Origin of the sequence: Fictibacillus sp. NPDC058756 (genome assembly GCF_042746035.1) — a bacterium.
Classification (GTDB): Bacteria; Bacillota; Bacilli; order Bacillales; family Fictibacillaceae; genus Fictibacillus.
The window spans coordinates 1,804,609-1,830,904 of record NZ_JBHYPU010000001.1; the positions used below are offsets into that span (position 1 = coordinate 1,804,609).

The window sequence follows — 26,296 nt, forward strand, 5'->3', positions numbered from 1 at the left end:
AAACACTTAAGGCAAAACTGTACTGCCCATTAGATGTTTATCAACTTCTTTAGCACAGTCTCGTCCTTCTTGGATTGCCCAAACGATTAAACTTTGCCCGCGTCTGGAATCGCCAGCGGCAAAAACACCATCTACGTTTGTCTTATAATCCCCATGTTTCGCATCTACTTTATTATTCTTTGTTTCTACACCGAATTGCTTCAAAACTGGCTGTTCTGTTCCTTCAAAACCGATTGCGATAAAAACAAGATCTGCAGGCCATACTTTTTCAGTACCTGGAATCTCTTCAAATGAAAGATTACCATTTTCATCTGAGGTTCTCTTCATTTGAATCGTATGAAGTTCTTTTAAATTTCCGTTTTCATCAGCAACCAATTTCTTTGTTTGAACCGAATATTCTCTTGGATCTGACCCGAATTGTGCAGTTGCTTCTTCATATGCATAATCCATCGTGAAAATATAAGGCTGTTCAGGCCACATGTTTGCTTTGCTTCTTACATCCGGTAATTTAGGATGCTTCCCGAATTGAACAACACTTTTACATTTTTGGCGTAAAGCAGTTGCGACACAATCTGCACCAGTATCACCGCCGCCGATTACAATAACATTTTTATCTTTAGCGTCTATTAGAGGTTCGCTGATTTTATCATTTAATAACCGTTTAGTGGATTGAGTTAAATATTTCATGGCAAAATGTACGCCTTTTGCTTCTCTTCCCTCAAGATTCAAATCTCTTTGTTTTTGGGCACCTGTGCAAAGGATTACAGAATCAAAATCAGCTTTGAGATCTTCAGGCATAACATCTTTTCCGATTTCGGTATTAAGAACGAAATCAATTCCTTCTTGTCTTAAAAGCGTGATTCTGCGCTTTACAATATCTTTATCAAGCTTCATGTTTGGAATACCGTATGTGAGAAGTCCTCCAGCACGGTTATCTCTTTCGAAAACAGTTACAGAGTGTCCTGCCTGATTCAATTGATCCGCAGCTGCAAGACCAGCTGGTCCAGAACCGACAATAGCAATTCTTTTTCCTGTACGCTTTTTCGGAATTCTAGGTTTAATCCATCCATTTTCAAAGCCTTTATCGATAATCGCTCGTTCAATATTCTTGATGGTAACAGCTGGCCCGGCCAATTCGACCGTACAAGATCCTTCACAAGGAGCAGGACAAACTCGACCAGTAAATTCAGGGAAATTATTTGTTTTTAATAGACGGTCAAGCGCTTCTTTCCATTTTCCGCGGTATACAAGATCATTCCATTCAGGAATCAGATTATTGATGGGACAGCCTGATGCTGCCCCATTGATCTCTATACCGATATGGCAAAATGGTGTTCCACAATCCATACATCTCGCACTTTGTCTTTTAAGCATATCTTCCGGCTGTTTTTCCGTATATTCTTTCCAATCCTTCAGACGGTGGAGAGGTTTTCTCTCTATTGTATCTTCTCGCGGGAACTCCAAAAAACCAGTTGGTTTACCCATGATCATCTCTCCTTTCATCTTATGACTACTTAAGAATTAATTTAGTTGGTCCAAGACTTCCTGCTGGTTTATTAGCAGCAGATCTTGCTTCAAATGCGTTCATGACAGCTTCCTGATCTGATAGACCAGCTTGTTTTTCATCATCAATTCTCTTAATCATTTCTTTATAATCTTTCGGTATAACTTTTACAAAGTGTGATTGAGCTGACTTCCAGTTCTCTAGAATTGCTGCAGCCTTACCACTTTGTGTATATGCAAAGTGATTTAATATTAATTGTTTAACTGATTCAGTCTCATCATGGTCAACCAGTCTTTCAAACTCAATACCTTCTTTATTGCAGAGTCTCTTAAACAGAAGTGGCTGATGTGTGTAGATATAAGCAATACCTCCGCTCATTCCAGCTGCAAAGTTTTTACCGACATCTCCTAAAACAACGACATTTCCGCCTGTCATATACTCACAGCCATGATCGCCAATACCTTCAACAACAATGTTTGCGCCGCTGTTCCTGACAGCAAATCTTTCACCAGCCAGACCATTAATATATGCTTCGCCGCTCGTTGCGCCATAGAATGCAACGTTACCTACAATCACATTATCATCTGCCAGGTATTCTGCTGTTTTTGGAGGAGCAACAATCATCTTTCCGCCTGAAAGACCTTTTCCGAAATAGTCATTGCTATCCCCATTCAGGTATAGAGTCATGCCGCGGGGAATAAATGCACCAAAGCTTTGTCCCGCAGACCCAGTAAAGTTAAGGGTGACTGTATCTTCAGGTAACCCTTCTTCTCCAAAACGTTTAGTAATTTCACTGCCTGCAATCGTACCGGCAACACGGTTTGTATTTTTTATTGGCAGGTTTATAGATACCGCTTTTTGCTGTTCAAGTGCAGGGTTTAGTTTAGGAAGTATTTCTTGTAAATCTAATGATTGATCAATCTTGTGATTTTGAGCAGTCTTGCAAGTTCGTACACCTTCAGGCTGATATAAAAGTCTTGAAAGATCCAAGTGTTTTGCCTTCCAGTGAGTCGTTGCACGTTCACCAACAGTTAATACGTCAGTACGGCCAACCATTTCATCCATTGTTCTAAACCCAAGCTGTGCCATGATTTCACGGATCTCTTCTGCAACAAACATCATGTAATTTACAACATGTTCAGGATCACCCATAAATTTCTTTCTAAGCTCCGGATTTTGTGTTGCAACTCCCACTGGACAAGTATCCAGATGACATGCACGCATCATCACACATCCCAAGACAACTAACGGAGCAGTTGCGAATCCATATTCCTCAGCACCTAATAGAGCCGCTAGTACTACATCTTTACCAGTCATTAGTTTACCGTCTGTTTCTAGGGTTACACGGTCACGAAGTCCATTCAGCATCAATGTTTGGTGAGTCTCAGCAAGACCTAGTTCCCATGGAAGTCCAGTATGCTTGATACTCGTTTTTGGAGACGCCCCTGTTCCTCCGTCATAACCGCTGATTACGATAACATCAGCAGCCCCTTTCGCTACACCTGCAGCAATCGTACCTACACCTGATTTTGCTACAAGTTTTACACTGATTCTTGCAGCACGGTTTGCATTTTTTAAATCATGTATTAGCTGAGCCATATCTTCAATCGAATAGATATCATGATGCGGCGGTGGTGAGATCAGACCGACACCAGGAGTTGATCCGCGAACATCAGCAACCCAAGGATAAACTTTATTTCCAGGTAGCTGACCTCCTTCACCAGGTTTTGCTCCTTGAGCCATCTTGATTTGCAGCTCATCAGCATTAACTAAATAATGACTTTTAACACCGAATCTTCCTGACGCAACTTGTTTGATGCCGCTTCTTCTGTTGTTTCCATTCGCATCGGGAATGAATCGAGCAGGATTTTCTCCGCCTTCACCGCTGTTGCTTTTCCCGCCTAGACGGTTCATTGCAATCGCAAGTGATTCATGTGCTTCTGCACTCAATGATCCGAATGACATAGCTCCGGTCTTAAACCGTTTAACGATGGATTCTGCAGGCTCAACTTCTTCAAGAGGTATGATTTTTGCTTCAGGTTTGAACGAAAATAAGTTTCTTAAGAAGGTTGTGCGCTCATCGTCCGCTAGTTTTGAAAAAGTTTTAAACAACGAATAGTCATTCTTACGACAAGCCCATTGCAAGGTATGAATCGTTTTTGGATTAAAGGCATGATGTTCACCTGAGTTTCTCCATTGGAAGTCACTTCCTGAATCTAGAGTATCCTCAATCGTTTCCATAAACCCTTCTTGATGTCGCAACTGGGCTTCTTTTTGGATCTCAGCAAGTGTGATGCCATTAATTTGAGAGGCAGTTGCAGGGAAATAACGATCAATAACTTCTTTTCCAATACCTACCGCTTCAAAAATTTGAGCACCTCGATAACTTTGAACAGTGGAAATACCCATTTTTGACATCACTTTAACAATTCCATCTGTTACACCTTTTTTATACTTCTTTACTGTCTCTTGAAGTGAGAGCTTGATATGACCCTCTTCTATTGCTTCTTCAAACGTTTTATAAGTTAAATACGGATAGATTGCATCTGCACCATATCCAATTAAAGCAGCAAAGTGATGGACTTCTCTTACCTCGCCAGCTTCAACGATCAAGCTTACTTTTGTGCGTAAGCCCTTCTGAACTAGATAATGGTGCAAAGAACTAACCGCAAGCAGAACTGGTATTGGTGTTTGAAAAGAATCCATTTCTCGGTCCGATAATATAAGAATGCTTGCACCATCGGAAATAGCTTTTTCTGCTTTAATATGGAAAGAATTCAAATCGTTTTCCAAATCTTCAGAAAAAAGTGTTTGCAAAATCGCGGGTTTAAAGTCAGTGATGTCATTATCTTTTATCTGATTAAATTCATTTGTTGTCAGAACAGGAGAATCCAATTGAATTCTGCGGGCGTTCTGCGGTCCGGGATGCAGCAGATTACCCTCACCGCCCAGCAATGTCATCGTTGAAGTTACGATTTTTTCTCGAATAGCATCGATTGGCGGATTTGTAACTTGTGCAAATAATTGTTTGAAATAGTTAAATAATGATTGCGGTCTGTCTGATAACACGGCAAGAGGTGTATCATTTCCCATTGATCCTATTGGATCTTTTCCTTCGGTAATTACAGGAATTAAATATTTATGAATATCTTCATACGTATACCCAAAAGCTTTTTGTTTTCTTCTAATATCTTCTAAATTAACAACAGGCTCTTCCCCGTTATTTTCTAATTGAAGCAATCCGTTTGTCAGCCATTCTTCATAAGGCTGTTCATTAGCCATTTCTGCCTTTATTTCATTATCAGTAATAATGCGTCCCTCTTCTATGTCGATAAGAAGCATTCTTCCAGGACTTAATCGCTCTTTGTAAAGAATGTTATCTTCTTCAACGTCAATGACACCTACTTCTGAAGAGAAGATAATATAATCATCTTTTGTTACGTAATATCTTGCTGGACGCAAACCGTTTCTGTCGAGAATCGCGCCTATCTGTTTACCGTTTGTAAATGAAATGGCTGTAGGTCCATCCCACGGTTCCATTAAACAGCTGTGGTATTCATAAAAAGCACGTCTTTCTTGTTCTAGATGCGGATTCTCACTCCACGGTTCTGGAATCAGCATCATAGCTGTATGCGAAGGCTTTCTTCCTGCAAGTACAAAAAATTCAAACGCCTGGTCTAAAATAGAAGAATCACTTCCATCAGCATCTAAAATCGGAAGGAGCTTTTGAATATCATCGCCAAATGCTTCAGATACAAACTGTTTTTCACGTGCTTTCATCCAATTCATATTGCCTTGAAGAGTGTTGATCTCACCGTTATGAATGATATAACGGTTTGGATGTGCGCGTTCCCAAGTTGGAAATGTATTTGTGCTAAAACGGGAATGCACTAAAGCGAATGGGGACACGAAATCCTCATCCTGCAAGTCAATATAAAAAGTATCAACTTGCTCTGGTGTTAATAGTCCTTTATAGACGATGGTTTGTGTAGACAGACTCGCAAAATAAGTTTGCAGCCCGTTTTGTCTTGCCCAGTGTTCTGCTTGCTTTCGGATGACAAAAAGTTTTCGCTCAAAAACAAGCTCGTCAGTAATGGAGTCATTACAAGCAATAAACACCTGCTTGACAACCGGACATGTATTTTGGGCTTTTTCTCCGATTGAAGAACTATCAATCGGTACAGTTCTCCACCCTAAAAGTTTCTGTCCTTCTTGTTCAATAAAATAATTAATTTGATTTTCAAGTTTCATTTGAGCTTCTTTATCGTTCGGAAAAAAAATCATTCCTGCACCGTATCTGCCTGGTTCCGGCAATTCAAAATCAAATACCTTTTTAAAGAAACGATGCGGCAATTTAGTCATCAAGCCTGCTCCATCACCTGTTAACGGGTCACTTCCTTGCCCTCCGCGATGATCAAGCTGGCATAGCATATGAAGTCCTTTTTTCACTATTTGATGGGTAGCATGCCCTTTTAGATGAGCGTATAGACCAATTCCACAAGCATCATGTTCAAAGTTCGGACTATATAACCCTTGTGGTTCTGGAAATTGACTGTAGGTCATCGGTTACTCCCCCTTCACGTTTTCAACTTAATGTTCAAAACTTTCTTTCAATTAGTTTAAGGTTTATAATTAATCGAAACAATATATAATTTAGATTAAAACGATCTCAATTTGAGAATGATTGGTTGTGGGAATGTTATGGAGATTCGTCAATTAGCGTATTTTATTGAAGTTGCGGAACGAGAACACGTATCAGAAGCTGCGCTTGCATTGCATGTAGCTCAGTCTGCCGTTAGCCGTCAAATAGCAAACTTAGAATCCGAATTAGGTGTAGAACTGTTTGAGCGAGAAGGCAGAAATATCAAACTGTCACCTGTTGGCCGGTTATTTTTAACTCATGCAAAAACGGCGATGAAAGCAATCGAACATGCCAAAAAGCAGATAGATGAATACTTAGATCCTGAAAGAGGTACGATTAAGATTGGATTTCCGACTAGTCTTGCCGGTCATCTGCTTCCGACAGTAGTATCTGCTTTTAAAAGAGAACATCCGAATATTGCCTTTCATCTACGACAAGGTTCTTATCGATTTTTAACTGAAAGTGTTAAGAACGGTGACATAGATTTAGCTTTTCTTGGACCGGTACCGACGAATGATCCTGATTTGGAAGGCTTTATATTGTTCACTGAAAAAATCTCTGCATTATTGCCCGAACAGCATCCCTTAGCTGAAAAAAGAACTCTTTTATTAAGTGATTTAAGAAATGACGATTTTGTCCTATTTCCTGATGGGTATATTTTACGAGAAGTTGTTGTGAATGCTTGTAAAGAATCAGGCTTCATACCCAAAATCGCTTGTGAAGGTGAAGATCTTGATGCTATAAAAGGCTTAGTCACAGCTGGTATGGGTGTAACACTTTTACCCGATAGTTCTTTCTATGAAACTAAACCTCGTTTTACTGTGAAAATCCCAATAGAAATTCCAGATGTGAAACGAACGGTTGGGATAATCACTCCCCGTGGCCGTGAACTTGCACCTGCGGAACAGGTATTTTATGAATTTGTTATAAAGTTCTTCTCTGTGCTGGAGCAGTATCAATAAAAGTAACCCTTTTGTTGTTTAATTTAGATTGGGATGAGGGTAATCGAGAGCAGTTAGGAATTGAAATTTGTCGAGGATTGTAGACTCGTCGATCTTCTCAAGGCACCGCTAAACCAAAGAAATCGGATAGGTGTCCGCCACTCGACATAATTAACCTCTTTTTTAAAAAAAATGACCCAAACCATGAACGATTTGGGTCATTCTCTTATTATTTCAACCTGCAGCTTGTGTGTTATTGTTCGCTCTTCTAATGTTGCGAATATTAATACGGATTAATATTGATATAGCCAGTGCTGCTACAAAAGCACCAGTGAAGATGTAGAGTGTCAGAGAGTAGCTGTTCGTTGTTTCACGAATCCACGAAACCACTAGTGGACCCACGAGGCCAGCAGCCGCCCAAGCTGTTAATATATAACCGTGTATTGCGCCAAGCTGCTTTGTTCCAAATAGATCTCCAATGTACGCCGGTACGGAAGCGAACCCGCCTCCATAACACGTAAGGATTACATATATTAAGAGCTGAAATAAAAACGCATTCGTTACGTTTGGCAGTAGTAAAAACGCAACGGTTTGCAATGCAAAGAAAGTGGTATATACATTTGGACGTCCAATATAGTCTGAAACTGAAGCCCATCCTATTCGTCCAAATCCATTGAATAATCCCATGATACCAACCATTGTTGCCGCTGCACCTGCGCTTAGTCCTGCGATATCCTGTGCCATTGGAGAAGCTACGGATATAACCGCGATGCCGCAGGTTACATTGATGAAGAGCATTGCCCAAAGCGCCCAAAAGCGAATCGTTTTTACGGCTTCATTTGCTGTAAGCTGGGCAAGATCTTTAGTTTGTTTTTCTTCTTTTTTATTCCTTTCATCCATCTCCTCTGGCTGCCAATCTTTTGGAGGAGGAGCAAGATAAAGAGAAGATAGAAACATTATTCCAAAATAAATAACACCTAACAGATAAAAAGTGTTTGAGATTCCAATCACATTGATAAGTTTAGCGATAACCGGACTCGCGATTAGCGAGGCGAATCCGAACCCCATGATAGCTAAACCTGTCGCAAGTCCCCTCCTGTCCGGAAACCATTTTACAAGTGAGGAAACGGGTGTAATATAGCCGATTCCAAGACCGATCCCGCCCAATGCTCCATAGAAAAAGTAAAGCATATACAATGAACCGATACTGTCCGCGAAACCTGCACCTATGAGTCCCGCTCCGAAACACGCTGAAGCTATTAATCCTGATATACGCGGACCATATCGTTCTACAAAATGTCCCATAAACGCAGCTGATAACCCTAAAAACAAGATTGCAATACTAAAAGTTAATGAAATTTCACTTAGTCCCCAATCATGTTTTTCACGGAGTGGATTTGTAAACACACTCCAGGAATAGACTGAACCTATTGATATGTGTATACCAACAGCAGCTGCTGCAATTAACCAGCGGTTCTTTACTTTTTTAGCCATTGCTTTTCTCCTTTACCCATTTTTACTCCATTGTTTTATCTTTAGTTTGGTTAGCACGTTTTTCTGGAGTATCTTGAGTTGTCTTTTCATAAGGTTCGGTTTCTTGTCCCATTCCTTTTAAAAATTGCATCAGAATGGTGATGGCTCTGTTAACCTCTGGGTCTTTTATAGATTTTACAAGATCTAAATATCCTGTTTTTTCATCAGTGTCTTTATATTCGGCAACTCTGGCTATTCCTGCGTCGATCTTTAATAAGAAAGGTTCAAGCTGTCTCACGTTGATCATTCCGAGCGTTCCCAGCAGCAACAGTAGATTCTTCATGGTGTTCGTGTTCTCAGGTTTGTCCATTGCTTTAACGGCAACATCTAATACTTTGTCACCTTGGCCAAATAACCCGTTTAACAGCGAGAGAATCCCTTTTTCCTCCATATGATTCATAATCTCGAGCGTTTGCAAGATCGCTTTCTTATTTTTAATCAAAGCATCCTCAACTTCACTCAAATCATTCTTACGCTGTTCTTCCTCCGGCACGGTCAATCTATAAACTTTCTTAATCGCCTTAGCCATGTTGCTTTCGCTCCTTTTTCACGACATCTCCAGGGAAAATATAGTCTTTTCTGGCCCATTTCTTTTCGACAGCTACTCCTATTTGCGGCTGTGGGTTACCGTATCTGAAATTCGTTCTTGGAAGCGGGTTTACACCTTCTGCTTGTAAGATCTCTAGCTTTGCACTTGTTTCTTTATAAGCTGGCGTATCCGTATCTTTGTCTGAGTAGCTGCTCGTTAGTAAATTAATCGCTGCTTCGCCATTATCGTTCATCGGTAAATAGACTTCTTTGCCCTTCACTCGATCTGTGATCAAACACTTTACTTTAACACTTCCATATGGAGAGGATAAGCGTACAAGAGTTCCATCTTTAATGCCTCTTTCTTTTGCAAGTTCATGTGAGATTTCCAGAAATACGTTAGGCGTTTTAGAGGTTATTCCTTCCGACTTATACGTCATGTTTCCTTCATGGAAGTGTTCTAAGATTCTGCCGTTGTTTACATGTATATCGTATTCTTCACCAAATTCTTTCGGTTCTGTCCAGTCAACAGGAAATAATCTTGCTTTCCGATCATCAAAAGGAAAACCATCTAAAAATAGAATGGGTGTATCTGTTCCATCAGGTGCAACAGGCCATTGAAGACTTTTGTATCCTTCTAATCTTTCATAAGAAACACCAGCGAACAGCGGTGCTAATTGTGCAGCTTCATCCATAATGTCACTGGGATGCGTGTAATTCCATCCAGCTCCAAGACGGTTTGCGATTTCCTGTATAATCTGCCAATCAGGTTTTGATTCACCTAATGGTTCGAGAACTTGATATAACCGTTGTATTCTTCGCTCTGTATTTGTGAAGGTTCCTTCTTTTTCAAGACTTGGGCTTGCTGGCAATACAACATCTGCAAACTCAGCAGTTCTGGTGAAGAAAATATCCTGAACAACAAAGAAATCCAGTTTTTCATAAGCTGCATGGACATGGTTAATGTTAGAATCCACGATACCCATGTCTTCCCCTTTTAGGTACATAGCCTTAACATAACCCTCATGTATGCCAGCCACCATCTCGTGATTGTTGAGTCCTGGTTCTTCCGGTATTTTCACTCCCCAAACTTTTTCATATTTTGCTCTTACTTTTTCATCTGAAACTTTTTCATAAGAAGGCAGGCGATCCGGCATGCTTCCAAAATCACTTGCACCTTGTACATTGTTATGGCCTCTAAGAGGATAAGATCCTACACCTGGTCTTCCGTAATTCCCTGTGACAAGCAGCAAATTTGAAATAGCAGTACTTGTATCGCTGCCACCCGTATGCTGTGTAACTCCCATTGCCCAAAGAATACAAACACTCTTTGATAGGTGGATCGTTTCTGCAATTTTGATTAGCTCCTCTTGTGGAAGTCCTGTTGCCTTCTCAGCATATTCCAATGTGAACTTTTCAAGATTCTGTTTGAATTCTTCTAATCCATTCACTTGCTTGTCTAAAAATTCCTTGTCCTCCCAGCCTTGATCCAGAATATATTTCGTGACTGCTGAAAGCCATACTAAATCAGAACCTGCCCTAGGCTGAATAAAAAGATCAGCACGGTCTGCCATTTCATGTTTACGGAGGTCCGCGACAATCAGTTTCTGACCATTTAACTTGTGAGAACGTTTAACTCTTGTAGCGAGTACCGGATGGGATTCGGATGTATTAGATCCTATAACGATCACGAGCTCTGATTTTTCAATATCTTTAATGGAACCTGAATCTCCTCCATGGCCTACGGTACGGATTAATCCCATTGTCGCGGGTGTCTGGCAGTATCGTGAACAGTTATCGATGTTGTTCGTTCCAATAACTCCCCGCGCCAATTTTTGCATTAAATAAGACTCTTCGTTCGTACATTTAGACGAACTGATAAAGCTTAAAGCTTGTGAACCATGTTTTTCTTTTATATCTGTAAACTTAGAGGCTATCAGGTTTAACGCTTCATCCCAAGTGGCTTCTCTGAATGCATCTCCTTCACGAATCAATGGTTTTGTTAACCGTTCTTCGCTGTTCACAAAATCCCAGCCGAATTTTCCTTTAATACAAGTGGATATCCCGTTTGCAGGAGCTTGGATTTGTGGATCCACTTTTAAAATCTCCCGGCCTTTTGTCCACACATCAAAACTGCAGCCCACTCCGCAATACGTACAAACCGTTTTCGTCTTTTTTATCCGTTGTTCACGCATTGCGGCTTCCATATCTGAAATGGCTAAAATAGAGCCGTACCCTGTTTCTACGCTCTTCGTGATTTCGATCATTGGACGTAGAGTTTCCCGGTTAATCCCGGTCATGTAGCCAGCTTCGCCTTCCATTCCTTTTTCCATCATGGCATTACAAGGACATACCGTAGAGCAATGTCCGCAAGAAACACATGAAGATTCGTTAATCGGCACATCTTTATCCCAGATTACACGAGGTCTTTCACGGTCCCAGTCAATTGAAAGGGTTTCAGTTACTTGAACATCCTGACATGCTTCAACACATCGTCCGCACAAAATACATTGATCCGGGTCATATCTGTAGAAAGGATTGGAGCTATCTACTTCATATGGCTTGTGATCGAAAGGAATGCTTTGATGGTTTATCTTCATCTCTTTAACGGTATTATGTATTTCGCATCCGCCATTGTTATAATCACAAACTGTACAATACAATTCATGGTTAAACAGGATCCGGTCCATTCCAATGACTTGAGCTTCTTTCACTTCATCTGAGTTCGTATCAACCTCATCGCCTTCTTTGAGGGTGGTGGAACAAGCTCTAACAAATTCGCCATTTACTTTTACAATACATGTGTCACAGGTTTCAATCGGTCCCAAACTGGGGTGATAGCATACATGAGGAACTTGATCAGGACTGTCAGTAAGCAGATTTAAAATCGTCTGATCTTTGTTTGCTTTTACTTCAGAACCATTAATTTTAATAGAATAATCGGACAAAATGATTTCACCCTTTCAATAAAAGTTACTTACAAAAAAATCAGTCATCTAAAAATGCCGATTCCCTAATCGTTATCTCCTTAAACAAATTAGTTTATTCAAATCCTGTGCTGTATTATAAACATAAAAAATGGCTCATTTCTAAAAGATTATTGCTTTTCAACTTTTTTGTGGCTTACACTTCTTTGACTAATTGATTGGAGCGCAAGGTGTGAGACTCCTCGAAAATGCAAATCACATTTTCTTCGTGCGATGTAACGCTGTCGAAGCCTTCATTTTCCTGCGGGATCAGCGTGCCAACTACATGAGTATTCCTCTTGCAAGGCATGCGACGAGGAAGATCGCATCGTAAGGATTTTCTTGTAGACGCAGGAGCACACGTGTTTTCTTGAATATCCATCTTCACCAAGACTCACCGCACGCCCCGCAAAAAGCGAGCATCCTGGAGCGGAAATCAACCACTTTCAAGAGAAACATAGTTTGCGAATAGAGCAAAAAAAAGACACCTATGAAGTGTCTAAGGAAATCAGCTATCTAGATCAATTTCGATTAAGTCATAAGAAGTTACAATCCCGAGCGGTTTTTCATTTTCACTTCCATTTAGCGTGATGATGATTGCTTCAAGTTTTTTGTCTTCTTTATGGAACGTTTCGAATATTTCTTCCGCTTTAAATATACTTGAAGTTTTTGAAATAAATGCTACTAATTGCTTTCCTTTTTTTCTTGTGATATCAGATATTTTTGCATTGCTTAAATCAATAACCTGATCTGCCAGCCGGTCGCTAAGCCAATTTAATAAATAGGTTGCAGTTAAGAGCCAAAGATATTCCCCTTTTTCATTATATACAGGAAACCGGGAATAAGATGTTTCTCTAATACAGCTTAATACTTCAGCTAGTCTGTCACTTTCTTTAAAATGGTGAACATCTTTTGTAGCAATACTTAATGCAGTTTCAGGCTTTTGAAAATAACCTGCAATTTTTTCTATGCGCTCCACAATATCAAGGTGCGGCTCTGCAATATAATAATCATGATCAACTTTTTCGTGAACGATCGCATTTCGAAGCTTCGCGAACTGGCAAAGCTCATTATAAAACGACCTGATTAAAGAATGCTTTTTCATTCCAACTTCAACTAAGTTCTTAAACCGATCATCTTTTGTATCCTTTACTTTGTCCATTAGACACTTATGAATTTGATTAAATGCGATCTCAAAACGTTCTGACAAAGCATTTTCTTTATTGGTTTTTAAATGAGTCACGGTCATGTTCTATCTCTCCTTATATGTTCCACTACACTCTTTCTACCCTCAAACAGACATTTAATAAACAAAAAAAAAGAAGCGCATCATTTGATACACATCTTTAATCTAAAAATCCTTCCATTCAATTTTTCCGCATTTATTTTCTACGTCTAGTTCAACTTCAAAATCATGCTTTTCATAAAAGTGAATTAAACGATCAACGTGATCCCAGTCTCTTTTAGCAATGTCACCTTTGATTAATGGAATATTATTGTCTGATGCAGTTTCTTTTAAATATGCCATACAGATCGATCCATATCCTTTATTAGCAGGTCCCTTTATATCACCTATATGAAGGGTGTTTTCATCTTCATATACCGCATCAATGGCAAAATCCCAGCCATCATATCTAGATTCACAATCGTTTAGCATGATTTTGCACTGATCCATTTCTTCTGTTTTATATACGATAACAAGATTATCGTCTTTTGTTTGGTCAACACCAATTACATCATAGTCTTTCGCAATTTGTTTCATATCGTTCTGTAATCGGAGAAGTTGAAATTCCAGATCATCCCGGTCAAGTTTGTTTTCTGTTTCTTTTTCAAGCCCAAGCAGCAACATATAAATCCCTCCTTTTAGATTTTTAACAGAAACACACAGTTTCTCATTTTACAAAAGGCAAGGAGATATATCAAATGTAAATTGTTGCCTGCTATTAATGTCTAGAAGATATTACATAGAATTCAGTTTGCCTATTTGTTAAGTAATGCAATTTATCATCTTTAAAGCAGACCGATTCCTCAAGGTATATAGGAATATCCTTATTCCATTCGGGTATAAATTGTCTAATGTTAAACTCTAATGCATAGCACGTATTATTCAGAATCTGCAATTCCCCCCGAACAGGATTTGGTTCCTGCTTATCAAATAACCCTATTAAAGGACCTGCGGCGTGACAATGGTAACCAATAGGGTGGGAATATAGCATGGGTGAAATGCCGCATGCCAAAGCTTTCTCCATCACTTCTTCAAAGACTTCATTACCTGTCATACTTGATTTAACGGATTCAAAGACGATATCTTCAAATTTGTTAGCTGTAATTAAGGCATTCCGGAGTCCTTTTGGAACTTCATTTTCTTCTGGATGTAGGACATAGGCTAACTGCTGTGTATCTGAACAAAGTCCTAAATATTCAATGCCGAAATCAAGGTGTACAATGTCACCAGGCAGAATAGTGTCTTCAATCCTATCAGCTGATGATCCTTTTCTTTGAATGTCAACTGTAGGATAGAAAGAAGTTTTTAATCCAAGATCAAAGGTTCTTTGCCTGATCCATTCAACTACTTCACGGGAAGCAGTTAGATTTGGAGAAATCACTTGATCAGATAAAGCCTGTTTAGCTATCAAACGGGTAATAGAGGCCAGTTCTTTATATGCTGCTAGTTCCGAATCTGTTCGAAATTGAAGCCAATCAATAGCCAAAGGAGCTGAAGATACTAATTTAGATGAGTAATCTTTTCCGATCGTATCTGTCATCGTCTGATAATAAGAATGGCTTAACCCATCACAAAATGAAAAATGGGTAGAATGGTTAACCGCGATTTGATCTGGCTGATATGTATCCATTAGTTTTCTTAGTAAATCAAATGGTCCTTCCCCTTTCTTCCCCATGCAGCATGTATAATAGGGTTCAAATTGTTTATTCGAAGAAATTACTAGCCTTTTTACTTTTCCCGTATCCTTTTCTCTAACAAAAACGAATATCGTTAAACGCCGCGAGCTGTCTATTGAGGAAGGAAAAAGAGTAATGGCTACAGGATCTTCATGATATTCCCTTCCAAGTGTAATCCACATATCGAAATTATGTTTATTCATCAAAATTGGCAGTAAAACCTCTAGTCTCGTGAGCAGCCATTCATCTGTTATTTTGTCTCTTTCAATAAGTGATTTTATTTTATATGGTTTTTGATCTATTTGAATTGCCACGATTTCTCATTCCTTTCTATCAATGTTTAATTAAACTTTTCTCCTTTGTATATGAAAAGTCCTTCGTGGTCTGTTTTATAAATTAATGCATATGAATATGAGGACAAAGTGTACAAGGAGATGCACCATGATATGAATATATTTTTTCGGGGAGTTTTGCTGCTTGCAGCTGCAGCGTTAGTGGGAGAAAGCTTAGAATTTATTGTGAATATGATACTTGCACGTCAATTGGGAGAATTGGGATTAGGCCATTATATGTCTATTTTTCCAACAGTTATTTTAATTATCATCATTGCAAGTCTAGAGCTGCCAATCTCCATATCTAAATTTGTAGCAGAAAAAGAAGAAAAACAGCACTACAGCATGCTGAAACATGCGACTAAGCTAACGTTGATTCTAACGGCAGCTATGATTATTATTGCTGTATTTGTACTTCCTTTTATTCCGGTCTTTAACAGCTATCATCCTCTTGTAAGATGGTTAATGGTGCTTTTAATTCCGCTAATCTCGCTTACCTCGATCGCCAGAGGTTTTTTCATGGGGAAGCAGCAGATGGGAAAACTCGCTTTTTCTAATCTATTCCGTAAATTTGCACAGCTTATATTACTGGCAGGTATTTATCAATTATTTTCCTTTGATCGAGAAACAGCAATCTTAATTGCATTAGCTACTTTTGTTGGAAGTGAACTTGTTGTTTTCGTTTATTTGTTTACAGCTTATTTGCTGCAATTCAGAAAAATGAAATCCCAATCAAATCATGATTTAAGTGCCGGAGAAGTTACAAAAAGCTTAATGGTTGTGACCATTCCAACAACAGGACTGCGTCTTTTTCATGCATTTACAAATGCAGTTCAGCCTTTTTTGATTAAATACTCACTTACTTTGACTGGACTATCTGATGTGGCGGCAACTGAACAGTTTGGGCTGCTTGCAGGTGTTGCTATAACTATTGGGTTCTTCCCTGCATTTATTGCGCACTCTTTGTTAGTTGTACTAATACCGACAGTTTCTGAAGCGACTGCAAAAAAAGATATGGATACATTAAAAATACTTCTTATGAGGGTTATGAAAATAACAGCAGCATATGGTTTTCCTGCAGTAGTTATTTTCCTTTTGTTTTCTGAGAAATTAACGGTGTTGTTCTTTCACTCTTCTTCAGCTGCAATCTATCTGGAACTTTTATGGCCAAGCTTTTTATTTACTTTCTTCTTAATTCCGCTTCAGGCATATTTAATTGGTTTAGGATTGATAACTACTGCTTTTATCCAGTCTGTATGGGCAACAATCATTTCTTTTTTTCTTATGTATATCTTAGGCTCACAGCCATCATTTGGAATGCACGGTGTTATTATTGGTATGAATGCAGGTTCTGTTCTTCTTATGCTCCTTCATTATTTTTCAGTATGCAAAGCTATCGGCATTACCTTCTGGCTGAGTGCAAAAAACAATTATCAAGAATAAAAAGGGCATCTCTATAAGGATAATTCCTTAAGGGATGCCTTTTTATCAGACGATTGTCTGTGTATGCGCGACGACTGCACGAAAGTTATATCTGCTATTTTCTTGTTTTACAAACGCCCATTGGTTAGGAATACGGCATTGCAAAAATTTAAGCTGTGATTCATTTAGACTTAGCTCGAGCCATGAGTCTCCGATTTTAAAATGTTCCTCTTCTTTGAAAGAAAATCTTGTCTGCAGCAAATTTTGTAATCCTCTAATCGTAATAAACTTAAACATATAACCCTTATTAACAGCGAGAACGATATCCTCCCAATTCTCTTCTGCGTAACGGAAGAAGTTTAACCAGCTATTTTCTTCTTTTCCTAAATGATGTAAAGCACTAATATTCTTATTCCTAATAACATCAATCAAATGATCTCCGTCAACCCCTCCAGCGATTGCAGCTTCAAGTAATAAACCAGCTGGCATTGATAATTTCACCATGATAATCCCCCAATTGTTAAAAAATTAAGTACGCATTGGTCTTAAAATATTAGTTCGTTTTGATGCTCTCCAAACAATGAATAACAAAAGTAATACAGCTAGAGAGAAGCATGTGTTAGTGATAACGTCTATCTCACCCATGTGTCTTATGCCAATTCCGATAAATGCCCAAACGAAAACGAGCGGATAAATGAAATCGTCATTATTAAAAGTAAAAATAAAGCTGATAGTGCTCCCGTTGTATTCCCGTTTAACGGTAAAGCGTTTGCCAGATAATTAACTAAAATAACTGCTGCAAGGGCTAATATATTAAAATACGCTCTAAACTTTTCGGACATTTGTTGTACCTCCTATTAGGATATCTTGTATCATATATACCCCATTCAGAGATTATTTATAAGAAAAGGCAATCCTTTTTTGGACTGCCCTTTGTAAATGGTTAATTGCTAAATGCCTGAGTGCCAATTTCTGCTTCACGTTTGAATAAGCGGCTGTATACACCGTGTTCTGATTCCAAAAGTGATTCGTGTTTCCCTGTTTCAATCATTCTGCCGTTTTCTATCACGATAATACGATTTGCAGCAAGCACCGTTGATAATCGATGAGAGATGATAAAAACGGTTTGCTTAGATTTTCTTTTGTTGATCGCTTCATTAACTTGAACCTCTGTAATCGGATCAAGTGCAGAACTTGCTTCGTCTAAAATAAGAATAGCTGCATCTTTAACAAGAGCTCTGGCAAGAGACAATCTTTGTTTTTGACCGCCAGATAATAAACTTCCCCGCTCTCCTACCATTGTGTTCAAGCCTTCAGGCAGTGTTTGGATGAATTCTCCCAAACCGCTGTCATTTATCGCACTTAACAATTCTTCATCTGTAGCATCAGGATTTGCTATGCGCAGATTATCAGCAAGTGAACCGTTCCGCAGCTGAACATCCTGTGAAACAATAGCTATCTGTGAACGGAGCCATCCAGCATCAATAGATGAAATATCCTTGCCGTCTAAAAGAATAGAACCGCTGTTTGGTTCATAAAGACGGAGTAATAAATCGACGATCGTAGATTTTCCGGAACCGCTTGGACCGACAAGAGCGATAGCTTCGCCTGGCTGAACAGTAAATGATAATCCTTTAAGAACCAATTCATCTTTTTCGGGGTAGCCAAATGCTACGTCCCTTAATTCAATTGATCCTTTTACTTCTGGCAATTTAATACCTTTTTCTGTTTCAGCGGTTGAAGTCTTTTCGTTTAATAAAATTTCAGAACGGTCAAGAGCAGGACCAGTTCTTCTTACAGATAGCCAGTTTCTGAGCATTTTCTGCATTTCATTAGCAGCAATTGCAACAAGACCTGCGGCTGTCAGCATTTCACCGGTAGTTAATCTATTGTTCCAGATTAAATAGGCGCTTAGCCCATAAACAACTGCTAAACCAAGACCATTATAACTCCCAATAACAACGATGGATTGCATACGTGCTTTTAATTCATAACGAGATTCTTTTATGAACGATTTGCGAATTTCAGCAACACTTTGCACTTCCCCGTCAGATACACCGAGAACTCTTGAAAGGTGGATACCTGTAACAGATTCCCGAAGTCTTTCAAGATAGCGAGAAGCTTCTTTTCTTGCATTTGCAGAGGCTTGGCGCGTTCTTCGTCCAACTGCATTAGATGTTAAATAGAAGATAACCCCTAACACAACGCTTGTAATCATAAGGTATGGATGGATCCAAAGCAATACGATGCTATAGAGGATTACTCCCTGAACGGAAGCCATAAAAGTAGAGCCTTCCCATGCAAGGAAATTGTGCAGAGTATCTGGGTCATCAGAAACCCTCGCCATCATCTCACCTGATTGATTGTTCTGGTAAAAAGAAAATGGCAGCACTTGCAAATGTTTAAATAAACGAAGTTTTTGCCAGTTCGTTACTGATTTAGCAACCTGGTGACAAAAGTATTCATCAATTACCATCAGGATTAAGTCAGCAACAGCTGCAAATATTAGAAGCCACATTAATCCCCATAAAAGTTTATTAGACTCCCCAGGAAGTATTGTATCGACAAGCCATCCGAGAGCAAGTGTCGGGATAAGCGCAGAGAAAACCTGGCTGACGGCAATAACAAAAGCGTCTGCGAACACCCAGTTTTTATGTGGTTTTAAAAAGGCAAGAACGCGTCTGCCGTCACGGTTTTTTGGCTTGGCGGCTGATTGGCTCATATCGCTCTCTCCTTTTCTAATTCACTGTATTGGGCCATGTAAAGTTCATAGTATTGACCTCTTTGCGCAAGAAGTTCCTCATGTGTTCCTTCTTCTGCAACGATCCCCTTATCCAAGAGCAAAATTTTATCTGCATCTCTAACTGTAATGAGACGGTGAGCTATTGTGATGGTTGTTCGTCCAGGAATAAGGTTTTCTAATGCGGCTTGGACGCGCTCTTCCGTTTCACCATCAAGGGAAGAAGTTGCTTCATCAAAGATTAATAGAGCTGGATGTCTTAAAATTGCCCTCGCTAAAGCGACACGCTGTCTTTGCCCGCCTGACAATTTAAGGCCGCGTTCTCCTACAATGGTTTCATATCCGTCGGGCAGTGCTGCTATAAATTCCGTAAGTCCTGATGCTGAACATGCTGCATCTAGATCTTCCTGAGATGCATTTTTTCTTCCATATAATAGATTCATACGGAGTGTATTGTTTAATAGGAAAGTTTCTTGTGACACAACTCCGACTTGCTGACGGAAAGAATTCCGGTTGTAATCAAATAGATTTTGCTGATCTACTTCAATGGTTCCTGCTTCAGGTTCGTATAGACCGAGCAGTAATTGTATAAGAGTTGATTTTCCTCCGCCGCTTGTTCCTACTATTCCTATGTGCTGCCCTGATTTCATGCTAAGAGATACACCTTTAAGAACATATTCATCATTTCCAGGATAGCGGAACCATAGATTATTAACGTCTAGATCCCCGCTTATTTCGTTCATTTTTGGCAAGTTCTCTTCATGTTCAACTGGAAGGTCAAAATATTCATAGATTCGTTGAAGGGCAGGTATTGCCTGCTGGATGATCAATGCATTCTCTGTAAGTGACCGAATAGGAAAAAACATCGTAGGAATAAAGCCGAGGCATGCTACAAGCGTCCCCACTGATATGGTATTGTTCCAGACCGCCATACCTCCTACTAACATAACAACTCCAGGTGTTGCGATATTGAATAAGTTTCCTAGTCGCCAGTTTACTTTACCAATTAAAGCAGCACGAATCGAATAATTTTTCCAGTCCGTAAGTTTTTTGTCTTGTGTATGTATTTCCCGTTCTTGTGTTTGGAATGTACGAACAAGTCTTGTTGATTCGATGCTCTCTTGTAGATGATGATAGATGTCAGCACGCATATCACGCTGCACTGCACTCATTTTTCGCATTGTATTTCCAAGTTTGAATGATGGATATAAATAGATAGCAAATACACAGAACATAACGATCGCCACAGGCCAATATAGAGCGAATACTGCGATAAATGCAGCTACAGCACTAACCACCTGCTGGACAAATCGAGGTACAACAGTATTATTCAAGTTTTGTACAGCTTCTACATCATGCGTTAGGCGATAAAGCATATCCCCCCGAGGCGTAGTCGTAAAAAATGACATAGGTGTACGGTGCAAACGTCCAAAAGCTCTCATCTGCATATCAGTAATTACATCCAGTCCAATCTGAACCTGAATATATTCCTGAAGCGATTCGAAAATCACTTTAAATAAAAATGCAAACAGTACTCCTGCAACGAGCCAGCCGATCATATCTGTCATCTGATTTGGAAGCACTTCATCCACTAGCTTTCCGGCTAAAATAGGAGGTATTACTGTAAAGGCACCTCCAATTAGTGAACATGCAAAAGCAATCAGAAGCCCCCTCCAATAAGGCTGAAAATGCTTAAGTGTCTCTCTTAAAAGCTTCATATTTAGTTCCCCCTCTCGCTCCTAAGCACTTTATTTTAAACCATTTTCTAAAAATTATCATTATTTTTACTTGTTATTTTTTTCAATATAAGAAAAATATATGAAGTCTTTAATTAATCAACTATAAGAAAAAATTTAGGGTGGCTGGGATGAATTTTAGCGAGCATCCAACAATTATGCTGTTTTCGCAGTTGTTTTGAAAGAAGTTGATCTCCGTTTCAGATGCTCGCTTTCCGGGGGGCGTGCGGTGAGCCACCTCGACGCTTTGCGCCCTTAGGTGTCTCACCTCTCACACTCGTCCCCCAGGAGTCTCGCACCTTACACTCCAATCAACAGGCCGATGAAGTCAATTCCTATTCAACCAAAAGAATAATATTTAGAAATGAGCCAACAGATAAAAGAACACGTATCGTATAACCTTTTAGAAAGTAACAAACAAAAAAAGGACCAATACCAAAAGCCGCGTTATGCAACTGTTTGGTATCAGTCTCTTTGAGTAATTTATGGTTTAAAGATTTACCCGTTTTAGAGGCTTAGTGGCTGGTCCTTCTACAACTGCTCCTTCGTAAGTGAAGCGGGATCCATGACAAGGACAGTCCCACGTTCTTTCACCGCTGTTCCATTCCACTTCACAGCCTAAATGTGTACAAGTGGTATCAACAACATGCAATTCACCATTAGAATCTCGATAAGCTCCGCATCGTTTTCCGTCAACAGTTACTGCCCCGCCTTCATCTTTATTAAGGCTACGAGGATTTTTAGATGGCTTGTCTAACTTTCCAGACACAAAATGCTTTGCCACATCGGAGTTTTCTTTAACAAACTGCTTTATATCTGAAGGGTCAGCTTGAAAACGCTGAGGTTTATACAGATCGGCAAACTCATTTTCTCTATCCATTATATGATCACGAATGATATGGGCAGCTAGTGTACCAGTAGTCATCCCCCATTTTCTAAATCCAGTTGCTACAAAAATATTGTCATGCTTATGTGTTAACTTACCTATGAAAGGAACTTTATCTAGTGTGATAAGATCTTGTGCTGACCAGCGATACAATACTCTTTCAAGGTTAAGTGATTTTTTTGCTTCTTTTAATAACGCTTCATAATGCTGATGTGTCGGAATTCCCTGCCCGGTCTGATGGCTTTCACCGCCAACAAGAACTACATGCTCTCCATCTTGAAGAATGGATCTGTATGATCTTACAGTTTCATCTACACTTAAATACATACCATGAGGGAATTTATCTTTGGTTTTAACCGCTAAGACATAAGAACGTTCTGCCATCATCCTTGTAAAATAAAAACCCATCCCATCGAAAAATGGAAAATGTGTGCAGCAAGCTGCAAAATTTCCTTTTACTTCATGTCCATTTTCTGTTTTTACTATTGCCTTTTTATCTTCCTTATCTTCCTGAATATCAGAAGCTGTTGTATTTTCGTATATCTTAACACCAAGTGACTCCATTTCTTTTAATAGAGCAATCAAGTATTTAACAGGATGAAAATGTGCTTGGTTCCTCATAACAAGTGCTTTTTTATGAGGTATATCAAAAGGCATCTTTTCGGTTAAATCGCCATCGATCTCGAGCTGATTATATGCATGAGCTTCTTTTTCGAGTTTTTTAATTCCTTGTTCTGTATTCGCATAAAGAAAAGCGTCATGAGTTTCGTAGTTACAGTGGATACCATTTTCTTTTATAAAATTATGAATGAATTGACCTGCAGCTTCGTTAGACTGATAATACATTTTTGCACGTTCTAATCCTAGATGGGAGATCAGACGATCATATATGACACCATGCTGGGAAGTGATTTTTGCCGTTGTATGGCCAGTTGTTCCATTCAAGACTTTTCCGGCTTCAAGCAAGGTTACTTGAAGTCCTTCTTTAGCAAGTAAATAAGCTGTCGTGATACCTGTAATCCCTCCACCTACTATAACAACCTCTGCATGTTCATTTCCTGTTAATGAAGGGTATTTGGGCAAATCGACATTGTCCCTCCAAAGTGGTTCAGGGTATTGCGGCAAATTTTGTTCGAAACTATTCACGGAGTACCTCCTATATTTAAACAATATTTATATCCATTATTCCCCATATGTGAGGGTCACAATCCAAAAAACAAAAAACAGGCTAAAATATAGCCTGTTCCGAGATTTACTTGCTAATTCGTTTTTCAAGAGAATAATCGTAATTCCCTGTATAGCTATCAATCTTGCCATTATCCAGCCAAATCGTTCTCGCGAATAACTTATTCATAAAATAACGGTCATGTGTTACAGCCAATATTGTACCGTCAAATTCTTCTAAAGCAATTTCTAAAGCTTCACGTGAATCTATGTCTAAATGGTTGGTAGGTTCGTCAAGGATTAGAAAATTGAACCCTTCATAAACAAGCTGTGCGAGCCTTAACCGAGTTCTCTCTCCTCCACTTAGATCACTAGCTTTTTTATATACAGAAGGACCATAGAATAAGAACTTTGCCAAGTGATGTCTCGCCTCTCCTTCTTCCATGGGAACTTTATCTCTAAAAATGTCGAGAACGGTCAGATTAGCTTCTGCTTCCAGTCCTTTTTGGGATAGATATCCGATTGAAACGGAGGAACCAAGCTTAATAGTTCCATAATCAAAATCGTTATTTTGCAAACAGTTTATTAATGTGGTTTTTCCCGAACCGTTTTTGCCGATGAGAGCAATCTTTTCTCCGTATCTTACCTGCATGTCAATATGTTCAAGAATCAAACGGTCCTCAATTAACTTGCTTGCTTGTTCAACAACAACAACATCCTGACCGCTTCTCTTATTCACATTAAATTCAAAAGCTGCCTTTTTGCGTTCAAGCTGCGGTCTTTTCATATTTTGAATACGAGCAAGTGCCTTTTCCATACTTCTGGCTCGTTTGAAGAACTTTTCATTTCCAGAACGTGCTCCCCAATCCCGCAGTTGTTTAATTGATTCTTTAATTTTCCTTACTTTTTTTTGCTGTTCTTGATACTTTTCAAATTCTAGCAAGAGATTGTTTTCTTTTTCTTTTACAAACCCAGAGTAAGAATGGTGATATACAGTGCATTCCCCATCTTCCAAATCAATCGTCTTCATAGTAACCTTATCCAAAAAATATCTGTCATGACTGATAATTACTACCGCACCTTTATATTTTAGCAAATAATTTTCTAGCCAGTTTATAGTATCAATATCTAAATGGTTAGTAGGTTCATCCAGCAGAAGAAGTTCAGGTTCTTGAAGAAGCAAACAAGCTAACCCCACTTTCGTTTGTTCACCGCCACTTATTTGCTTAAATAGATGATTTGTAAGATGAGATATACCAAGCCCCGCTAAGACACCGTTTATTTTTGATTCTATTGCATAGCCGCCTAAATTCTCGTATTGTTCTTGAAGTTTATATAGTTTGTTTAAATTCTTTTCAAGCCGATCTCCTTGTGAAGGATCACTTAATTGAAGGTTTACTTCTTCTATCTTCTTTTCAATGTCTTTAATCTCTTGGAATGTTGCTGAGATAACCTCGTAAACTGTGGAATGAACATCATGGTCAGGCAGCTGGGCAAGATATCCGATAGCTGCATCTTTTTTTATAAAAATTGAACCTGAGTCACAATGCTCTAAATTGCTGAGCAGCTTAAATAACGTTGTCTTTCCTGAACCATTTTGACCGACAATGCCAATTCGATCTTGTTCGTGTATTTCAAACGATATGTTTTTAAGAATCTCATTTCCGCCGTACATTTTTTTTAGATTTTGAACAGTGCATATATTCATTTTTTTTTCTCCTTTAATAATGTTATGCCACTGTCCTTTTTCAAAAAGGCACTTTTCTAATAGATTGCTGCTTCATTGATAAGTTGATTGGAGTGCAAGGTATGAGACTCCTAAAGGCGCAAAGCGCGAGGAGGCTAACCCCCGCCCCGCGGAAAGCGAGCGACCTGGAACGGAAATCAACTACTTTCAAAAACAACAAAGTATGCGAAAACAGCCTCCAATAAAAAAACCATGAGCAAATAGTACCTGCCCATGGTTTTATCTTTTACTTAGAAAAAGGAAAGGGTAAGGTTACTTATCGGTGTACAATATTCGAATAGCTGAATTTGGACAGACTCCACCAATTACGAAAAAATACATAAGTAATTGAACGAAAAACGACCAGCCAGCTAAACAGTTGTACATCTCTAAGCATTCCTTACACCTCCTTACGATTTCAATTTATAAATAATTTCCATTTTATTATATGACAGAATTTTCAAATGTGCAAACAGGAAAAAAGTTGGAGTATATCTATGAAAAAGCAGGTATATTGCAATTTATAGCGAATTAGTTTTAAATATTTATATAATTCTGAAAAGGGTGTGTCTTATGAAAGTAAAATCCAATTATCTTTCCAAATCCAAAGTAACGTATGTCACAGAAAATATGTCAATTAGTGAAGCCCGTTATACTATCATTCAATCTGGGTACCGCTGTATACCAGTATTAGATGAAAAAGAAGAAAAGTTTGTGGGCTTGCTTTTTAAGGAGACAACATCCGATTATATAATCGATAATGTAGGTTCTGTAAAAGAAAATGTAAGCAGAGTTGTAGAAGAAAGAGATGCCTTCATTCATGAAAATACAGCTTATTTTAAAGTGCTGTTCTCGATCCGCCGTCTTCCTTTCATGGCAGTTGTTGATGATGAACATAATTTCTTAGGGATTATTACTCACTCTAAAGTAATGGATATTCTGCAAGATTCATATGGGATTAAAAATGGCGGCTATTCTTTAACCGTCTCTACTACTGAAGGTAAAGGATCGCTTAGAAAACTTTTCACGGCCATCCATGAAGAATACAATATTGAAGGTGTCTTTACACAAGATGCTGGAAAACAATTTTTGCGCAGAGTTGTAATCACGTTTAACAAAAGTGTTACGCGGAAAGAAATTGATGAATTGATACACCGTGTAGAGGCTAATGGATTTAAAGTAGCCGACGTAGAAGATCTAAGAACATTTGCGAAAGTTTAATTACGCTAAAATTAAAATACGTTCCCGCAAATATTGGGGAACGTATTTTTTATG

Annotated in this window: 17 protein-coding genes; 3 read left to right on the forward strand and 14 right to left on the reverse strand. The window is 38.9% G+C overall.

The annotated features are described in order from the left end of the window. Window positions 1-6 precede the first annotated feature (6 nt). Window positions 7-1,485, reverse strand: a complete 1,479-nt coding sequence (locus ACFW35_RS09095; RefSeq protein ID WP_379845210.1) for a glutamate synthase subunit beta — start codon at window positions 1,483-1,485, stop codon at window positions 7-9. A gap of 25 nt (window positions 1,486-1,510) precedes the next feature. After that, window positions 1,511-6,067 (reverse strand): glutamate synthase large subunit, encoded by a 4,557-nt coding sequence (gltB, locus tag ACFW35_RS09100; protein ID WP_379845212.1) that lies wholly within the window; start codon window positions 6,065-6,067, stop codon window positions 1,511-1,513. Window positions 6,068-6,205: 138 nt separating this feature from the next. Here gltB and ACFW35_RS09105 point away from each other — a divergent pair, with 138 nt between their 5' ends. Next, window positions 6,206-7,108 (forward strand): LysR family transcriptional regulator, encoded by a 903-nt coding sequence (locus tag ACFW35_RS09105; protein ID WP_379834218.1) that lies wholly within the window; start codon window positions 6,206-6,208, stop codon window positions 7,106-7,108. Window positions 7,109-7,321: 213 nt separating this feature from the next. Here the strand turns inward: ACFW35_RS09105 and ACFW35_RS09110 are convergent, their stop codons facing one another. From ACFW35_RS09110 to ACFW35_RS09135, 6 genes are all read right to left on the reverse strand, one after another. Continuing rightward, entirely contained in the window at window positions 7,322-8,581 is a 1,260-nt protein-coding gene (locus ACFW35_RS09110; protein ID WP_379845214.1) for an L-lactate MFS transporter, read from the reverse strand. A gap of 22 nt (window positions 8,582-8,603) precedes the next feature. Further along, window positions 8,604-9,149 carry a DUF1641 domain-containing protein gene (locus ACFW35_RS09115; RefSeq protein WP_379845216.1) on the reverse strand — a complete coding sequence of 182 codons (546 nt, stop codon included), beginning with the start codon at window positions 9,147-9,149 and terminating at the stop codon, window positions 8,604-8,606. Beyond that, on the reverse strand, window positions 9,142-12,096 hold the full coding sequence (fdhF, locus tag ACFW35_RS09120) for a formate dehydrogenase subunit alpha (RefSeq protein ID WP_379845217.1): 2,955 nt from the start codon (window positions 12,094-12,096) through the stop codon (window positions 9,142-9,144). Before fdhF ends, ACFW35_RS09115 begins: the two co-directional genes overlap by 8 nt. Before the next feature lie 526 nt (window positions 12,097-12,622). Continuing rightward, window positions 12,623-13,363 carry a CBS domain-containing protein gene (locus ACFW35_RS09125; RefSeq protein ID WP_379845219.1) on the reverse strand — a complete coding sequence of 247 codons (741 nt, stop codon included), beginning with the start codon at window positions 13,361-13,363 and terminating at the stop codon, window positions 12,623-12,625. A 102-nt stretch (window positions 13,364-13,465) separates the two neighbouring features. Next, window positions 13,466-13,963, reverse strand: coding sequence for a hypothetical protein (locus ACFW35_RS09130; protein ID WP_379845220.1), 498 nt, complete (start codon window positions 13,961-13,963; stop codon window positions 13,466-13,468). Between the two features lie 94 nt (window positions 13,964-14,057). Continuing rightward, window positions 14,058-15,329, reverse strand: a complete 1,272-nt coding sequence (locus tag ACFW35_RS09135; RefSeq protein WP_379845222.1) for a M24 family metallopeptidase — start codon at window positions 15,327-15,329, stop codon at window positions 14,058-14,060. Between the two features lie 132 nt (window positions 15,330-15,461). On the opposite strand from ACFW35_RS09135, the gene ACFW35_RS09140 reads away from it, so the two are divergent. Then, window positions 15,462-16,790, forward strand: coding sequence for a polysaccharide biosynthesis protein (locus tag ACFW35_RS09140; RefSeq protein ID WP_379845224.1), 1,329 nt, complete (start codon window positions 15,462-15,464; stop codon window positions 16,788-16,790). Window positions 16,791-16,835: 45 nt separating this feature from the next. Here the strand turns inward: ACFW35_RS09140 and ACFW35_RS09145 are convergent, their stop codons facing one another. From ACFW35_RS09145 to abc-f, 6 genes are all read right to left on the reverse strand, one after another. After that, window positions 16,836-17,273 carry a hypothetical protein gene (locus tag ACFW35_RS09145; RefSeq protein ID WP_379845225.1) on the reverse strand — a complete coding sequence of 146 codons (438 nt, stop codon included), beginning with the start codon at window positions 17,271-17,273 and terminating at the stop codon, window positions 16,836-16,838. 146 nt (window positions 17,274-17,419) lie between these two features. Then, window positions 17,420-17,611, reverse strand: a complete 192-nt coding sequence (locus ACFW35_RS09150; protein WP_379845227.1) for a hypothetical protein — start codon at window positions 17,609-17,611, stop codon at window positions 17,420-17,422. A 101-nt stretch (window positions 17,612-17,712) separates the two neighbouring features. Then, window positions 17,713-19,491, reverse strand: a complete 1,779-nt coding sequence (locus ACFW35_RS09155; protein WP_379845228.1) for an ABC transporter ATP-binding protein — start codon at window positions 19,489-19,491, stop codon at window positions 17,713-17,715. Continuing rightward, complete coding sequence (locus ACFW35_RS09160) at window positions 19,488-21,227, reverse strand: ABC transporter ATP-binding protein (protein ID WP_379845230.1); 1,740 nt, start codon at window positions 21,225-21,227, stop codon at window positions 19,488-19,490. Before ACFW35_RS09160 ends, ACFW35_RS09155 begins: the two co-directional genes overlap by 4 nt. Window positions 21,228-21,735: 508 nt before the next feature. Beyond that, a complete protein-coding gene (locus ACFW35_RS09165; protein WP_379845232.1) occupies window positions 21,736-23,277 on the reverse strand; it encodes an FAD-dependent oxidoreductase in 1,542 nt (513 codons plus the stop codon). A 106-nt stretch (window positions 23,278-23,383) separates the two neighbouring features. Continuing rightward, window positions 23,384-25,003: a ribosomal protection-like ABC-F family protein gene (gene abc-f / locus ACFW35_RS09170; RefSeq protein ID WP_379845233.1), complete on the reverse strand. Its 1,620-nt coding sequence runs from the start codon at window positions 25,001-25,003 to the stop codon at window positions 23,384-23,386. 591 nt (window positions 25,004-25,594) lie between these two features. On the opposite strand from abc-f, the gene cbpA reads away from it, so the two are divergent. Next, window positions 25,595-26,242 (forward strand): cyclic di-AMP binding protein CbpA, encoded by a 648-nt coding sequence (cbpA, locus tag ACFW35_RS09175; RefSeq protein WP_379834194.1) that lies wholly within the window; start codon window positions 25,595-25,597, stop codon window positions 26,240-26,242. Window positions 26,243-26,296 lie beyond the last annotated feature (54 nt).

Coding starts and splice junctions, on each gene's coding strand:
- ACFW35_RS09095 (WP_379845210.1), bottom strand. CDS start 1,485: ATGGGTAAACCAACTGGTTTTTTGGAGTTCCCGCGAGAAGATACAATA.
- gltB (WP_379845212.1), bottom strand. CDS start 6,067: ATGACCTACAGTCAATTTCCAGAACCACAAGGGTTATATAGTCCGAAC.
- ACFW35_RS09105 (WP_379834218.1), top strand. CDS start 6,206: ATGGAGATTCGTCAATTAGCGTATTTTATTGAAGTTGCGGAACGAGAA.
- ACFW35_RS09110 (WP_379845214.1), bottom strand. CDS start 8,581: ATGGCTAAAAAAGTAAAGAACCGCTGGTTAATTGCAGCAGCTGCTGTT.
- ACFW35_RS09115 (WP_379845216.1), bottom strand. CDS start 9,149: ATGGCTAAGGCGATTAAGAAAGTTTATAGATTGACCGTGCCGGAGGAA.
- ACFW35_RS09125 (WP_379845219.1), bottom strand. CDS start 13,363: ATGACCGTGACTCATTTAAAAACCAATAAAGAAAATGCTTTGTCAGAA.
- ACFW35_RS09130 (WP_379845220.1), bottom strand. CDS start 13,963: ATGTTGCTGCTTGGGCTTGAAAAAGAAACAGAAAACAAACTTGACCGG.
- ACFW35_RS09140 (WP_379845224.1), top strand. CDS start 15,462: ATGAATATATTTTTTCGGGGAGTTTTGCTGCTTGCAGCTGCAGCGTTA.
- ACFW35_RS09145 (WP_379845225.1), bottom strand. CDS start 17,273: ATGGTGAAATTATCAATGCCAGCTGGTTTATTACTTGAAGCTGCAATC.
- ACFW35_RS09150 (WP_379845227.1), bottom strand. CDS start 17,611: ATGTCCGAAAAGTTTAGAGCGTATTTTAATATATTAGCCCTTGCAGCA.
- ACFW35_RS09155 (WP_379845228.1), bottom strand. CDS start 19,491: ATGAGCCAATCAGCCGCCAAGCCAAAAAACCGTGACGGCAGACGCGTT.
- ACFW35_RS09160 (WP_379845230.1), bottom strand. CDS start 21,227: ATGAAGCTTTTAAGAGAGACACTTAAGCATTTTCAGCCTTATTGGAGG.
- abc-f (WP_379845233.1), bottom strand. CDS start 25,003: ATGAATATATGCACTGTTCAAAATCTAAAAAAAATGTACGGCGGAAAT.
- cbpA (WP_379834194.1), top strand. CDS start 25,595: ATGAAAGTAAAATCCAATTATCTTTCCAAATCCAAAGTAACGTATGTC.